This window comes from Chryseobacterium sp. MDT2-18 (assembly GCF_030815285.1).
Classification (GTDB): Bacteria; Bacteroidota; Bacteroidia; order Flavobacteriales; family Weeksellaceae; genus Kaistella; species Kaistella salivictor.
This window is the reverse complement of the sequence record NZ_JAUSWQ010000005.1, coordinates 75,547-89,140: the sequence shown is the minus strand read 5'-3', so window position 1 is coordinate 89,140 and position 13,594 is coordinate 75,547. Positions and strand designations below refer to the sequence as shown.

Annotated in this window: 15 protein-coding genes; 7 read left to right on the top strand and 8 right to left on the bottom strand. The window is 37.8% G+C overall.

Annotated features, from left to right (window positions below; genetic code table 11):
- Nucleotides 1–84: 84 nt before the first annotated feature.
- The 6 genes from QF004_RS06910 to QF004_RS06885 form a co-directional block, all read right to left on the bottom strand.
- Nucleotides 85–1,365: an acetyl-CoA hydrolase/transferase family protein gene (locus QF004_RS06910; protein ID WP_133438763.1), complete on the bottom strand. Its 1,281-nt coding sequence runs from the start codon at nucleotides 1,363–1,365 to the stop codon at nucleotides 85–87.
- 102 nt (nucleotides 1,366–1,467) lie between these two features.
- Nucleotides 1,468–2,655 (bottom strand): homogentisate 1,2-dioxygenase, encoded by a 1,188-nt coding sequence (locus QF004_RS06905; protein WP_307424322.1) that lies wholly within the window; start codon nucleotides 2,653–2,655, stop codon nucleotides 1,468–1,470.
- Between the two features lie 412 nt (nucleotides 2,656–3,067).
- Nucleotides 3,068–3,604, bottom strand: coding sequence for a hypothetical protein (locus QF004_RS06900; RefSeq protein WP_133438761.1), 537 nt, complete (start codon nucleotides 3,602–3,604; stop codon nucleotides 3,068–3,070).
- A gap of 19 nt (nucleotides 3,605–3,623) precedes the next feature.
- A complete protein-coding gene (locus QF004_RS06895) occupies nucleotides 3,624–4,067 on the bottom strand; it encodes a hypothetical protein (RefSeq protein WP_133438760.1) in 444 nt (147 codons plus the stop codon).
- Nucleotides 4,068–4,079: 12 nt separating this feature from the next.
- Nucleotides 4,080–4,877, bottom strand: a complete 798-nt coding sequence (locus tag QF004_RS06890; protein ID WP_307424316.1) for a 1-acyl-sn-glycerol-3-phosphate acyltransferase — start codon at nucleotides 4,875–4,877, stop codon at nucleotides 4,080–4,082.
- A gap of 25 nt (nucleotides 4,878–4,902) precedes the next feature.
- Nucleotides 4,903–5,532: a CoA pyrophosphatase gene (locus tag QF004_RS06885; RefSeq protein WP_307424313.1), complete on the bottom strand. Its 630-nt coding sequence runs from the start codon at nucleotides 5,530–5,532 to the stop codon at nucleotides 4,903–4,905.
- 401 nt (nucleotides 5,533–5,933) lie between these two features.
- Here QF004_RS06885 and mgtE point away from each other — a divergent pair, with 401 nt between their 5' ends.
- The gene (gene mgtE / locus QF004_RS06880) at nucleotides 5,934–7,253 is read left to right on the top strand and encodes a magnesium transporter (RefSeq protein WP_307424309.1); all 1,320 of its coding nucleotides are present in this window, start codon (nucleotides 5,934–5,936) and stop codon (nucleotides 7,251–7,253) included.
- Between the two features lie 5 nt (nucleotides 7,254–7,258).
- Nucleotides 7,259–7,987 (top strand): ABC transporter substrate-binding protein, encoded by a 729-nt coding sequence (locus QF004_RS06875; RefSeq protein WP_307424305.1) that lies wholly within the window; start codon nucleotides 7,259–7,261, stop codon nucleotides 7,985–7,987.
- A 179-nt stretch (nucleotides 7,988–8,166) separates the two neighbouring features.
- Here the strand turns inward: QF004_RS06875 and QF004_RS06870 are convergent, their stop codons facing one another.
- Nucleotides 8,167–9,066, bottom strand: a complete 900-nt coding sequence (locus QF004_RS06870; protein ID WP_307424302.1) for a DMT family transporter — start codon at nucleotides 9,064–9,066, stop codon at nucleotides 8,167–8,169.
- A gap of 235 nt (nucleotides 9,067–9,301) precedes the next feature.
- Here QF004_RS06870 and QF004_RS06865 point away from each other — a divergent pair, with 235 nt between their 5' ends.
- The 5 genes from QF004_RS06865 (at nucleotide 9,302) to purE (ending at nucleotide 12,194) form a co-directional block, all read left to right on the top strand.
- Nucleotides 9,302–9,556: a type II toxin-antitoxin system Phd/YefM family antitoxin gene (locus tag QF004_RS06865; protein WP_307424299.1), complete on the top strand. Its 255-nt coding sequence runs from the start codon at nucleotides 9,302–9,304 to the stop codon at nucleotides 9,554–9,556.
- A gap of 1 nt (nucleotide 9,557) precedes the next feature.
- Nucleotides 9,558–9,815, top strand: a complete 258-nt coding sequence (locus QF004_RS06860; protein WP_133438753.1) for a Txe/YoeB family addiction module toxin — start codon at nucleotides 9,558–9,560, stop codon at nucleotides 9,813–9,815.
- A gap of 104 nt (nucleotides 9,816–9,919) precedes the next feature.
- Nucleotides 9,920–10,393 carry a CYTH domain-containing protein gene (locus QF004_RS06855; protein WP_307424294.1) on the top strand — a complete coding sequence of 158 codons (474 nt, stop codon included), beginning with the start codon at nucleotides 9,920–9,922 and terminating at the stop codon, nucleotides 10,391–10,393.
- A 58-nt stretch (nucleotides 10,394–10,451) separates the two neighbouring features.
- A complete protein-coding gene (locus QF004_RS06850) occupies nucleotides 10,452–11,648 on the top strand; it encodes a TIGR03862 family flavoprotein (RefSeq protein ID WP_307424291.1) in 1,197 nt (398 codons plus the stop codon).
- A 45-nt stretch (nucleotides 11,649–11,693) separates the two neighbouring features.
- Nucleotides 11,694–12,194, top strand: a complete 501-nt coding sequence (purE, locus tag QF004_RS06845) for a 5-(carboxyamino)imidazole ribonucleotide mutase (RefSeq protein WP_307424289.1) — start codon at nucleotides 11,694–11,696, stop codon at nucleotides 12,192–12,194.
- 132 nt (nucleotides 12,195–12,326) lie between these two features.
- Here purE and QF004_RS06840 read toward each other — a convergent pair whose 3' ends face one another.
- Nucleotides 12,327–13,532, bottom strand: a complete 1,206-nt coding sequence (locus QF004_RS06840) for an aminotransferase class I/II-fold pyridoxal phosphate-dependent enzyme (protein WP_307424286.1) — start codon at nucleotides 13,530–13,532, stop codon at nucleotides 12,327–12,329.
- Nucleotides 13,533–13,594: the final 62 nt, after the last annotated feature.

Here is a 13,594-nt window from a genome sequence, read left to right as displayed (position 1 = left end):
TTCAAAAAAACCATGATTCAGCATAAAACTACGATGAACAATAAATCTTCAATTTTAGAGAGAATTTATAAGGGTTTATTTTTTTTAAATCAATACTTTAAATCTTTCAAAAGCTGCTGCGTCAAGCATTTCTCTGTCATCAGGATGGGCGATTTCAATTAATGCTTTTGCTCTTTGACGTAAATTTTTACCATACAGGTAAGCGACGCCATATTCGGTTACTACATAATGTATGTGTCCTCTGGTAGTTACCACTCCTGCGCCTTGTTTAAGGAAAGGAGCAATTCTCGGGATTCCTTTTTTGGTCCTTGAAGAAATGGCAATAATTGGTTTGCCACCATCAGAAAGTGCTGCGCCACGCATGAAATCCATTTGACCGCCGATCCCACTAAACTGATAGGTTCCAATAGAATCTGCACAAACCTGCCCTGTTAAATCAATTTCAATGGCGGAATTAATCGCAACCATTTTTTTGTTTTTCATGATGTTGATCGGATAATTCACATGCTCCACATCCATAAATTCAAAGGATGGGTTGTCATCGATATAATCGTACAATTTTCTTGTTCCAAAGGCGAAACTGGTAATTGTTCTGTTACAATGGGTTCCTTTAAATTTATTAGTAATGATATCATTTGTGACCAAATCTACAATCCCATCACTAATCATTTCGGTGTGAATTCCCAGATCTTTATGGTTATGAAGACATTTAAGAACAGCATCAGGAATAGTTCCGATTCCCATTTGCAAAGTGGATCTGTCATCAATTAATTCTGCCACATTTTTGCCAATCAGCATTTCATCGGCACCTACTTTTGCGCCGTAATCGATGGTTAGTAACTCTTCTTCGTGCCATACCATTCGGTGGATTTTCGAATAATGAATCATCCCGTCACCGTGAGTTCTCGGCATTCTCGGGTTTACCTGTGCGATGATTATTTTTGCAGTATCTACGGCACTTCTTGCCACATCTACCGAGGTTCCCAAAGTGCAGTATCCGTGAGCATCTGGTGGAGAAACAGTTACCATCGCAACATCCAGCGACAGTATTCCTCTTTTAAAAAGTAGAGGGATTTCACTTAAAAAAACAGGTACGAAATCGCCCCGGTCAGAATTTACCGCTTCCCGAACGGGCGTCGAAACGAAAAGTGAATTGATATAGAAACTGTCTTTATATTGAGGTTTCGCTACTTCCACATTTCCCTGCTGCGTAATCGAAACGAATTCTATATCCCTTAGGCGGCCAGCCTGATTGGCCAGTTCGCTGATCAAAAGATTGGGCGTGCAGGCGCTGCCGTGAGAAAATATCCGGTCACCACTTTTAATTAATGAAACTGCTTCTTCGGCGCTTACATACTGAACCATATTTTTATTTTTTTAATTGCTGTTGTTTACTTCTCAAAAGTAATTCTTTCATTTCAGATTTGAAATGAGCAAAATCAGTTTTGATAAAAGTCATAAGAAAAATTATTCCTGGCTGCGATCATATAAATGATGATCTTCATCCTCAAGCCAGGAAGTTTTGTAAGAAGGATCTTCTACTTTCATCGCTTCTTCGGTAATTTTAAAAGGTCGGAACGGATCAACCATTACGGCAAATTCTTCGGTGGATTTTTTGCCGATGCTGCGTTCCATCGCGCCGGGATGTGGGCCGTGCACAACTCCGCCCGGATGAAGGGTGAAGTCCATTAAATCAATATGATTGCGGCTCATAAAGTCTCCTTCGGTGTAAAACAGAACTTCATCCGAATCGATATTGGAATGATTATACGGTGCCGGAATGGCCAGTGGATGATAATCGTACATTCTGGCAACGAACGAACAAACCACGAAATTGTGCGCTTCGAAATTCTGATGAATCGGTGGCGGCAAATGTACGCGACCCGTAATCGGCTCGAAGTTTTTGATATTGAATTTATAAGGATAAAAATAACCGTCCCAACCGACAACATCAAATGGATGCGTGGCATAAATGAAATCCCAGATTTGATCTTCTTTTTTTACTTTAATTAAAAATTCTCCTTTTTCGTCAATCGGTTCTACAAAAGTAGGCGCGATCATATCTCTCTCGCAAAAAGGCGCGTGTTCCAGCATTTGGCCGAACTCATTTCGGTAGCGCTTTGGCGTATAGATCGGCGAGTGACTTTCGATGAAAAGAAGCGTGTTTTTTTCATCTTTAAACTCGATGGAGTAGATGGTTCCTCTTGGAATAATTAAATAATCACCATAAGAAAAATCAAGGTTTCCCAGAAAAGTTTTCAGTGTTCCGCTTCCTTCGTGAATAAAAAGAAGTTCGTCACATTCAGCATTTTTATAAAAATAATCGGTTGATTTTTTCGGTTTTGCAAGTCCCAGCTTGAGGTCGTTGTTGACCAATAAGATCTTTCGGCTTTCCAGGAAATCATTTTCCGGAGCAACGTTCATTCCTTTAAACATCCGTGGAGTAACGTTTTTGGCAACCGCAATTTTCGGACTTACATCTTTCGGTTCGCTGATTGATTTAATCTGTGTTGGCCGGTGAATATGATATAAGAGAGAGGAAATACCGTGGAATCCTTCAGTCCCGAACAACTGCTCGTAGTAAAAGTGATTATCCGGTGATTTGAAAACCGTATGTCTTTTCGCGGGAATTTTCCCGGATTTCTGATAACTCATTTTTTTACAATTTTAGATTGATAAAATTAATGAATTTTTTCTTGCCGCGGATTCACGAATTTCTTTTAATTTTTAGCCACGGATTCACGAATTTTTTGTGGACGTCCATGCTGGAAACGTTGCATGTTTTTTGTTCGTGAATTCGTGGCTTTTTATTTTAATTATTTCCCATGAATTCACGAATTTTTTTGCCGCAGTAATTGCAAGTTTATGGTAGAGATTCTGCAGATTTCTTATTCGTGCATTTGTGGCTTCTTATTTTAATTATTTGCCACGGATTCACGAATTTTCTTGCTACAGTAATTGGAATTATATGTTAGAGGTTCTGCAGATTTCTTTCGTGCATTTGTGGCTTCTTATTTTAATTATTTGCCACGGATTCACGAATTTTCTTGCTATAGTAATTGGCATTCTATTCAAAATTCATCACCGGTTCGTAGAAATCCTCTTCCATCACGCCAAACTGTTGAGAAAGTAATTTGATACCGTCTATATTTTTAATTAAATTTTCATCAGAAGACGAAATGGGAATTGCCCCAATATTGGTCTGCAAAGTAAAATGAGAATTGGATTTTGAAAAATTGGTTCCCGAATATTCTAATTTTCTGAAAAAGTTCAATGATTTTTCTACGGTTTCAGCTAGGCTTGCATCGTAGACCAAAATACCGCCCGGAATAATGTTTTCCAAAACAGAAATTACCTCCTCACCGGATATTTCAGAACTGATCAGAACGATATTCGGTTTAAATAAAGTTGCTTTTGCAAGATCTGAAGTTTCAACGATAACAAAATCATTATTTGAATTGGTGAAAACACCGTTTTCTGCATAAAAGTCAAAATCTTTTCCGTGGAACTGGAGTACTTCCCGTAATAATCTGGCTACAGAAGGTTGGGTACTTAGAATGAGAACTCTTGTTTTGTTTTTTGATTCCTCGAAGAGATTTTCCATCAGTAGGGGCGAATTGTTGTTAGGATTCGGTTTTGATATTCTTGTTGATGATCTGCTGAAAAGCGCTGACGATTTTTTCCCAATGCTGTTGGTTTTTTTGCATAATTAAAGAAGCATCGCTTTTATTACCTGCATTATTTCCTTTTTTAATATTGATTTCAACAGAAATATTATCGTATAATTTTTTGTAATCCTCCTGAATTTTGGTAAACTTATTTTCAGTAAGTGTGTTTTCTATTGTTATCAAATCTTCATTAGAAATGGTAAAGTTTTTTTTAATATTCTTTCCCTGTCCTTCAAATGAATAATGAACTTTATTCCCTTTAATAAGTAAGTTTTCATAAATTGGCGAGATGCCGCCACTTCGCGCAAAACTGTAGTCGAAATCAGAATATTTGTTTTGATCACTGCTGCTGCATCCTACTGCAATAATGAGTAGAAAGACAAAAATCATTTTTTTCATAATAAACCAGTATTAACTTTTAACTTCGTTTTTCTGCGCTTTGCGCTCTTCATCGTAATCATGAAGAACGTTGAAATCCTCGGTTTGCTCTATCGCCACCATGATTTTATGCATAATGGTCCTCGAGTCGTCCTTCTCATAATCGATATCCAGAGCAGGTTTGAATTCCATCGTTGGTGTACAGCCTGTCACTTTTACCCGCAAACCTTTCTTGTCGAATGCACGGCGAAAACCGTTTATTTTTATGGGGATCACAATTGGCTTTTGGTTTTTAACCAGTTTAGCTGTTCCTTTCCTACCTTGTGCAAAAGCTGAAGTTGTGCCCTGTGGAAAGGTAATTACCCAACCGTTGTCGAGAGCTTTCATGATGTTTTCTACCTCAGTTAAATCCACCATTCTGTTCACGTTGTGCCCTTCTGCCCGCCATGTTCTTTTTACCGTAACCGCGCCTGCCAGTTTAAAGAGTTTGGTCATCAAACCTTTATTCATGGTTTCTTCAGCCGCAACGTAATAGAAATCTACTTTTGGATTGAGCAGATAAATCGGATTTTTAATGGAGTTTAAATAACCATTGTTTACCGCACAAAAAGCGTGATACATCGCAGCAACATCTGCAAAATACGTCTGGTGATTTGAGACGAAAAGGACATTGGAATCCGGAAGATCAACCAGGTTTTCAGTACCGGAAATCTTCAGTTTATTAAAACCATTGAACCTTCTGTAGGAAATCATTCCTAAGACGAAAATAATCAGTCTTTTCAGGAAATACAGATTACCAAAGGCATCCGTGAAAATATTTTTCTTGGCCATTATCTAATTAACATAGTCCGCGAATTTACAAATTTTTCAGCAACTGACTAAACTCGCTTAATATCATCGAAGTCGCGCCCCAGATGATATAACCGTTGAAATCAATTACCGGAACTTTCACACCGCGGGAACTTGGTAAGATTCTCATTTCCGGTTCGTTATCCAGATTTAATATAGAGGAGATCGGAAATTCAATTAATTCAACTGCTTCACTTTGCTGAAGAATAAACTCGGGATTTTTCCTGGTGTAAGAAACAAACGCTTTCACGTAAAAATTGCTCGGTGGAATATAAATGGGCGAAAGCTCGCGGATAATTCTAATATAATGTCCCTCAATTCCTACTTCTTCTGAAGTTTCGCGTTTGGCAGTTGCTCCAAAATCAGCATCAAAATCTTCTTTTTTTCCGCCGGGTAAAGAAATTTGACCACTGTGCCGGTCACGTTCATTTTCGCTGCGCACGATGAGTGGCAGATACCATTCGTTATTTTTTAAATATAATAAAATATTGACAGCCGCGAATTTTGGATTTTTTGTTAAAATTTCATCGTAAGAATAAAGCGGCCGATAGGGAGGTGAATAAATTTCGTGCGCTGCTTCACCCTGAAGTTTTGCCTGCTGTATTTTTGTGAGTAAATCTCTGCCAAAGGTTTTCATGACGTAAATTTAGGAAATTTGTCTCTGAAAGTATTGTAAAGGAAAGTTAAATTTTTTAAGATTTAATGCGAAAATTTGAACTCACAACAAGCGTGAAAACAAGAATTATTGTTTTTAACTAACGAAACTTAATTAAGGGTTTGGCATTGAATGTTTTACTGTTTTTTAAAAATACTGTGAATAGAATTGCTGGAAAGAGAAGGTCAGCGCGTTGGTAAGAAATTTTTTTTAAGTTTTACTTGCGATCAGCCGGAATGATAACCGTTTGCCGATATTATCCATTTTGTTTGAATTGAATTGTTAATGGATGGAAATACCCATTAATTCTCAAAAACACATTTTTTTTAATTCCCTATCTTTTTTATTTTCGTTACTTTTGCACATCTTAATAAATACCCTCTTTGGAAACTCAGGATCTTATTTTTAATCCGCAGGATATTGCAGAAATGCTCAGCCAACTTCGTGCTGATGAGCGTCTTTTGGCATTTCTAAAAGTTCCGAAGGAATACAAAGCAGATGTATTCTCACATTTGGATCCGGATTTCCAGGAAGAAACCATTCGCGGAATCGGCAGTGAGGAGGTTTCTGAGATTCTGAACGCCATGAGTCCGGATGACAGAACCGCACTTTTAGAGGACTTTCCTGATGAACTGATCAGATATTCCATCAATCATCTTAACCCTCAGGAAAGAAGAATTGCACTGAAGCTTTTGGGGTATCACGTAGATTCCATTGCGCGTCTGATGACGCCATATTATATTCAGATCCGGAAAGAATGGACGGTAAAAAGATGTTTTCAACAGATAAAAAAAGTAGGTAAAAAGGTAGAAACCATGAACCATCTTTATGTGGTTGATGAAAGAAACCGCCTGGTAGACGATATCGCAATCGGTTCCCTGTTATTGGCAGAAGAAGATACGCTGATTTCAGAAATTACCGATAATCACTTTGTTGCCATTACCACCACCACTACAAAAGAAGATGCGGTCACCTATTTCGAAAAATATGACCGGTCTGCTTTGCCGATTGTCACAGAAAGTGGCGTTCTGGTGGGGATCGTAACCATCGATGATATTTTGGATCAGATCGAAGCACAAAATACCGAAGATATTCAGAGATTCGGGGGTGTTGATGCGCTCGATATGCCTTATACCCAAACTTCATGGACGGAGATGATCAAAAAAAGAGGAACCTGGCTGGTGATTCTTTTCTTTTCTGAAATGTTAACGGCGTCGGCCATGGGATTTTTCGAACATGAAATCGAAAAAGCAGTGGTGCTTGCTTTATTTGTACCCTTAATTATTTCCAGTGGCGGGAACTCCGGTTCTCAGGCGGCAACCTTGATCATCCGTGCCATGGCGCTCCAGGAAATCGGGTTGAAAGACTGGTGGTACGTCATGCGGAAAGAAATTGTCTCCGGAGTTTTCCTCGGGGGAATTCTGGGAGTTATCGGTTTTATCAGAATCATGATCTGGCAGGAAACAGGTTTGTATGATTACGGCGAACACTGGATTTATATTGCGTTCAGTATCGCGGTTTCCCTCTTATTAATAATATTGTGGGGTACCCTTTCGGGCTCGATGATTCCATTTGTTTTGAAAAAATTCAAACTCGATCCTGCGACTTCTTCTGCACCTTTCGTAGCGACATTGGTCGATGTAACCGGTTTGATTATCTACTTCACCGTCGCCGGAATGTTTCTGGCGGGTAAATTACTTTAACTTTCATGAAAATCATTTCGCTGGTTCCCAGTATTACCGAAACATTATTTGATTTTGGCTTAACGGCTGATGAAGTTATCGGGCGCACAAAATTCTGCATTCATCCTCTGAATCTGATGAGAAATGTGGAAATTATCGGTGGAACTAAAAATTTAAATATTGAAAAAATTAAATCACTGCAACCTGATTTAATCATTGCCAATAAAGAAGAAAATGAAAAACTTCAAGTTGAAGAACTGATGAAATATTTTAAAGTTTGGGTCACCGATATCGAAACTTTAGAAGATAATCAAAATTTCATTTCTGAGCTCGGAAGCCTTTTAAATAAAGAGATTTCTGCACAAAATTTTAATCAGAAAATCAATTCTGTTTTTAATGATATTAAAGTTTCTTCACCGAAAAAAATCGCCTATTTAATTTGGAGGAATCCTTATATGACCGTAGGTTCTGATACCTTTATTAATGAAGTTTTACAGGAATCAGGATTTGAAAATTTATTTAAAAACAGAAAAAGATATCCCGAAATTTCGGTGGAAGAACTGAAGGAAGCAGATCTTATTTTTCTCTCTTCGGAGCCATTTCCATTTCAGCAGAAACATATCGATGAACTTCAGAAAGAAATGCCGACAAAAGAAATCATCTTAGTTGACGGCGAAGCGTTTTCGTGGTTCGGTACCCATTTAATGAAGGTTGATAATTATCTGAAGGACCTTTCCTTAAAATATTCTGTCTGATTTTTTTGATTCAAAAAAGCTCTTTTTTACTAAAATGAAACGTTGTTTTATAAGAATATGCGACGATTTTGAACGGAACTCTTTCTTTTGTAATATGAAATGTGACTTCAAAAAAAAAGGAATTCCTTCGACAAAGCTGAGAATAATTTCAGATGGAAAGGCGTCCAATTAAAAAGGAATCAGGCTTTTTTAAACATTCCCGGTTTGTAATTGGTGATGAAAACTCCGGTGATAATCAGTGCTGCCGCGACAATGAACTGAAGTGAAATAGGCTCGTTTAAAACCAGCCAACCCAGAAAAATCGCAATAATCGTATTCACGTAAGAAAGGATCGAAATCTGGATCGGTGAAATTCTTTTTAATGCGAAATGAAATGCAAAAAAAGCAATCACAGAACCAAACAGGGCGAGATAAACCGTAGCAGACAAACTCTTCAACGTCCAGCTGTAAATATTGATGTTTTCCGACAAAAGAAATCCGAAAATAATCTGAACAATACCGGCGAAACTAAACTGATAAAAAAGATTGAGCGATATATTCTGCGGCTGATGATTCATTTTTTTTGAGAAGATCGTTCCAAATGCCCAACCGAAAATGGCAAAAAACATGTAAATGATTCCCATTCTATATTCTGCGTTGAGTAAATCCTGCAGGCCGTTTTTGAAGATCAGCAAGATTCCCGAAAATCCTAAAAGCACGCCAATTAAACCTCGAAAAGTAAATTTTTGTAAACTGAAAAACAGACTCAAAATAAACACCAGAAGTGGAGAAGTGGAGCTGATGAGCGAGGCCAAACTGCTGGTCAAATGTTTTTCGGCGACGGTCGTCATTCCGTTGGCGACGATTAGCATTAGAGAGGCGAGGATAATTTGATTTTTTAAATTTTTCCAGCCAATCCATCTTAAGTTTTTTGAAAACAGCAGATATACCAATAAAATAATCCCGGCTAAAAACTGACGGATTCCGGCGACAAACCAAGGCGGAATCGTTTCTACCGCAATCCGGATTCCTAAAAATGTCGTTCCCCAAACCAAAGCCACGGTAATGATTGCGAGTACTAATTTGGGATCTTTGAACATGAAAAGTGTAGAATTGTATTTGGTGAAATTAATAATATCGCTAAAAAAATGTTTTTTGCAGTCGTGCAAAGGTAGATTTTATGGGAGAATTGAACAAAGATGAGGGCACATTGTTGAAAATTATCCTTGTTAATTTTGGTCTTCGGAGAAAATATAAAGCAATTGTATTTCAACTTTTTAAAATTGCACAATCTGTTTTTTGTACGTAAATTTGTACAAATAAAAACGCATAATTATGTTTATCACTAGTGTTTCTGATTTTAGAAAAGATATCAAATCCTATTTAGACCGCGTTTCAAAAAACTTTGAAACCTTGATCATTAATCGTGGCAAAGATTCTGGAATCGTTGTAATGTCCTTGGAAGAATACAATTCTTTGATGGCAACCAATTACGAGCTGTCTTCGCGTAAGAATGAGATGCGATTAGATGCTGCCATCGAGAAATTGAAAATTGGAAAATCTTATTCTAAGGAATTAATCGAAGAATAAGATGAAATATATTTTCGTGGATGAATCCTGGGAGGATTATTTGTACTGGCAAAAAATCGATAAGAAAAAACTGAAACGGATAAATGATTTGTTAAAGGATATTTCACGAACTCCTTTTGAAGGCATCGGAAAGCCAGAACCGCTGAAACACAAATACGCTGGATTTTGGTCGAGAAGAATCGATGATGAACACCGCTTGATTTATAAATTTCAAGAAGATGATATCTTGATTGCTAAGTGTAGATTTCATTATGATTAAGTGAAATTTTCAGAATTAAATAGTAAGAAAAGGAATAAAAAGACTTGAGAAAAACAAGCATAAAGTCTGTAAGAAAATAAATATAACTTTAGAACAATCTCAAGATGGGAATAGAAATAGAAAGAAAATTTTTAGTCAACAAAACCAAATGGCAGCAGGTCGAAAAACCAGGCGGTGAATTTTACAGACAGGGTTATTTGCTGACCGATCCCAATAAAACAATTCGCGTGCGACAAACTTCTGATAAAGGATTTCTTACCATTAAAGGAATTTCGGTTGGTGCAACAAGAGCGGAATACGAATATGAAATTCCTGTCGGTGAAGCCAAAGAACTGCTGGATCAGTTTTGCGTGGCGGAACTTTCCAAAATCAGATTCAAAATATCCGTTGGCCAACACGTTTGGGAAGTTGATGAGTTTTTGGGAAATAACACCGGACTTCTCGTGGCAGAAATCGAATTGACAAGCGAAGATGAAATCTTCACTCTTCCTGACTGGATCGATAGCGAAGTAACGGGAGACGAAAAATATTATAATTCAAATTTGGTGACTCATCCTTATAAAGATTGGAAATCATGAAGGGTAACTATACGATGAAATTTCCGTTGTCATCAAAAAAAATCCGCATTGTTGCAACATGAGCGAAGATCAAATAATCATTATTGGAGCCGGTCCAGCCGGATTAATGGCGGCACAGATTTTAGCCGAAAAAGGCTATAAAGTTCAGGTTTATGAGCAGAATAAAGCGGCCGCCAGAAAATTTTTGGTCGCCGGAAACGGCGGATTTAATTTGACACACAGTGAAGAAACCGACTCTTTTTTAGAGAAATATGAAGCCCCGGAAATTCAGGAAATTGTGCGCCAATTTGATAATCAAAAAGTAATTCAGTGGCTTTCAGATCTTGGGATCACAACTTATGTCGGAAGTTCAGGCAAGATTTTTCCGACCAAAAATTTCAAACCGATTCAGGTTTTAAAGGCGTGGTTGAATCATCTGGAAAAAATTGGTGTGGAAATCCATTATGAATATACATTTATCGATTTTGATGATTCTTCAGTTTATCTCCAAAATAATGACAAAAATGTAACTTTCAAATATTCAAAATTAATTTTAACCATGGGTGGAGGTTCCTGGAAAAAAACAGGCTCTGATGCAAAATGGGTAGAAATTCTAAAGTCAAAAAACATAGCAATAATTCCATTGCAATCTGCAAATTCCGGATATAATACTTCCGAAAAATATCATTTGCTGCAAGGACAATATCTGAAAAACATCAAAGTTTCTTTTGATGATCAAAGTAAAACCGGCGAAATCGTATTCACCAAATATGGTATCGAGGGAAGCCCGATTTATTATTTGAACCGTTTTACCAGAAAACATGATTTTCCTGTGACCATTCATATTGATCTGAAACCCAATTTAACAGGAAGTGAAATTCTATCAGAATTAAAAAGGTCCGACAAAATAAGTCCGGTTTTAAAAAGAAATTTAAAATTATCCACCACTGCCATTAATCTTTTAAAAACATTAGACAAAGAAACCTACACCGATGTCGAAATTTTATCAAAAATGATTAAAAAATTTCCGATAGAAGTTTTCAGTTTCCGCCCGATCGACGAAGTGATTTCTACCGCTGGCGGCGTTGCGTTTTCTGAACTGGATTCAAATCTCGAATTGAAAAAGTTTCCAGATGTTTTTTGTGCCGGAGAAATGATCGACTGGGAAGCGCCTACTGGTGGTTATCTTTTGCAGGCGTGTTTCAGTACGGGATTTTGGGTGGGGAATTCAATTGCGAATTCTGAAAATTCAAAGTCTTCAAAGTTTCCCGGCTAAAACCTCAAATTTTCTTATCTTTAAACCTTAAAATTTATACTAAAAATGGTCGGAATCATCATGGGAAGTCAAAGCGATTTGACAATTATGGAACAGGCAGCGGATTTTCTGAAATCTCTGGAAATTCCTTACGAATTAACGGTGGTTTCCGCACACCGAACTCCGGAAAGAATGTTTGAATATGCAAAAACGGCAAAATCCCGCGGGTTAAAAGTGATTATTGCCGGAGCAGGCGGCGCGGCTCATCTTCCCGGAATGGTGGCCAGTTGTACCACTTTACCTGTAATTGGCGTGCCGATTTTATCCTCCAATTCCATTGATGGTTGGGATTCTGTGCTTTCGATTTTGCAAATGCCGTCGGGAATTCCGGTTGCGACGGTTGCGTTGAATGGGGCGATGAATGCCGGAATTTTGGCTGCTAAAATTATTGGAAGCGCCGATGAACAAGTTTCAAAAAAATTAGAAAGCTATCAGGATACTTTGAAAGATAAAGTGTTGGGAACCGTTTCGGAAATTCAGAAGAAACATCCGAACAGTTTTGATTGATATTTCGAATAAATTTTAAATGGGTAATTGCGCTGCTCAGCAGCTCAGCCATTTAGATGGAAAAAAACAACCACTGAAGTTGTGGTTGTTTTCATCAAGAAATTAAATTAACATTTCATCATTATAAAAATTTTAACTCAGGATGCCAACCTGTTGCATGCACCATTTCATTTTCCCGTACGTTCTTTTGATATCATGGTCTAAACCGATTGACATTCTGATTAAACCTTCAGAAAGTCCCATTTCTTTCTGTTCTGCTTCCGGGATTTCAGATGAAGTTGAACTTCCCGAGCACGAGAACAAAGTTTTATAAAAGCCGAGACTTACCGCCAGATAACCAAGATTTTCTTTTTGCATCAACTCCATCAACTCGTTGGCTCTTTTCATGGTTTGCACATCCAGTGTCAATAAACCGCCGAAACCATATTCCGGATTCATCATGTTTTTGAAAAGTTCGTGTTGTTTGTGGCTTTTTAAGCCGGGATATTTTACCGTCAGTCCGTCGTTCTCAAATTGTTCGGCCAGATACTGCGCATTCTCACTGTGTTTCTTCATTCTGATATGAAGCGTTCTCAGGTTTTTAAGAATGCTCGCTGCGCGGAAACTGTCTAAAGTTGGACCCAGTAGCATGCAGGCTCCCGAATTCACATCTTTTAAATCATTAATGAACTGAGCTGATGCGCAAACAACTCCGGCAACGGCATCACTGCTCCCGTTAATGAATTTTGTTAAACTGTGAATCGTAATGTCTGCTCCCAGAGTTTGCGGACTGATTGAAAGCGGTGAAAAGGTATTGTCAACAACCAATTGAAGATTATGCTTTTTAGCCAGTTTAGCCAGTTCAAAAAGATCTGCTATTTCTAAAAGTGGATTGCTTACCGTTTCACAGAAAAGAACTTTCGTGTTTTCAGTAATGGCATTTTCCACGGCAGACAAATCGGTGATATCGACAAAGGAAGTTTTGATATTGTAATCATGTAGAAAATTTTTCATAAATGCATATGTGCCGCCATAAATGGTGCGGCTCGAAATAATATGATCGCCAGCTTTGCAAAGCTGAAAAAGGGTAGAGGTGATTGCCCCCATACCAGATGCGGTAACATTGGCGCTTTCCGTGCCTTCCATCTGGGCCAGTGCCTGACTCAAATAAAGATTGCTTGGTGTGGAATGGCGTGAGTATAAATAACAACCTTCTGTTTTTCCTTCGAAAGTGTCGAACATGGTTTTTGCAGAAAGAAAAGTATAAGTAGAACTATCAGATATAGAAGGGTTTACGCCACCGAACTCTCCAAAATATTGCAGATCCTGAATATTATTGGCTGCATCAAAGTTTTCCATAATAGTAATTTTTGTTTTGATAAAAGTGAACGTTTTTAAACTTAAATGCAATGATTTAAAAT

Excerpts from the sequence above, each read along its gene's own strand:
- QF004_RS06910 (WP_133438763.1), bottom strand. The coding sequence starts at position 1,365 with ATGGTTCAGTATGTAAGCGCCGAAGAAGCAGTTTCATTAATTAAAAGT.
- QF004_RS06905 (WP_307424322.1), bottom strand. The coding sequence starts at position 2,655 with ATGAGTTATCAGAAATCCGGGAAAATTCCCGCGAAAAGACATACGGTT.
- QF004_RS06900 (WP_133438761.1), bottom strand. The coding sequence starts at position 3,604 with ATGGAAAATCTCTTCGAGGAATCAAAAAACAAAACAAGAGTTCTCATT.
- QF004_RS06895 (WP_133438760.1), bottom strand. The coding sequence starts at position 4,067 with ATGAAAAAAATGATTTTTGTCTTTCTACTCATTATTGCAGTAGGATGC.
- QF004_RS06890 (WP_307424316.1), bottom strand. The coding sequence starts at position 4,877 with ATGGCCAAGAAAAATATTTTCACGGATGCCTTTGGTAATCTGTATTTC.
- QF004_RS06885 (WP_307424313.1), bottom strand. The coding sequence starts at position 5,532 with ATGAAAACCTTTGGCAGAGATTTACTCACAAAAATACAGCAGGCAAAA.
- QF004_RS06875 (WP_307424305.1), top strand. The coding sequence starts at position 7,259 with ATGAAAATCATTTCGCTGGTTCCCAGTATTACCGAAACATTATTTGAT.
- QF004_RS06870 (WP_307424302.1), bottom strand. The coding sequence starts at position 9,066 with ATGTTCAAAGATCCCAAATTAGTACTCGCAATCATTACCGTGGCTTTG.
- QF004_RS06865 (WP_307424299.1), top strand. The coding sequence starts at position 9,302 with ATGTTTATCACTAGTGTTTCTGATTTTAGAAAAGATATCAAATCCTAT.
- QF004_RS06860 (WP_133438753.1), top strand. The coding sequence starts at position 9,558 with ATGAAATATATTTTCGTGGATGAATCCTGGGAGGATTATTTGTACTGG.
- QF004_RS06855 (WP_307424294.1), top strand. The coding sequence starts at position 9,920 with ATGGGAATAGAAATAGAAAGAAAATTTTTAGTCAACAAAACCAAATGG.
- QF004_RS06850 (WP_307424291.1), top strand. The coding sequence starts at position 10,452 with ATGAGCGAAGATCAAATAATCATTATTGGAGCCGGTCCAGCCGGATTA.
- purE (WP_307424289.1), top strand. The coding sequence starts at position 11,694 with ATGGTCGGAATCATCATGGGAAGTCAAAGCGATTTGACAATTATGGAA.
- QF004_RS06840 (WP_307424286.1), bottom strand. The coding sequence starts at position 13,532 with ATGGAAAACTTTGATGCAGCCAATAATATTCAGGATCTGCAATATTTT.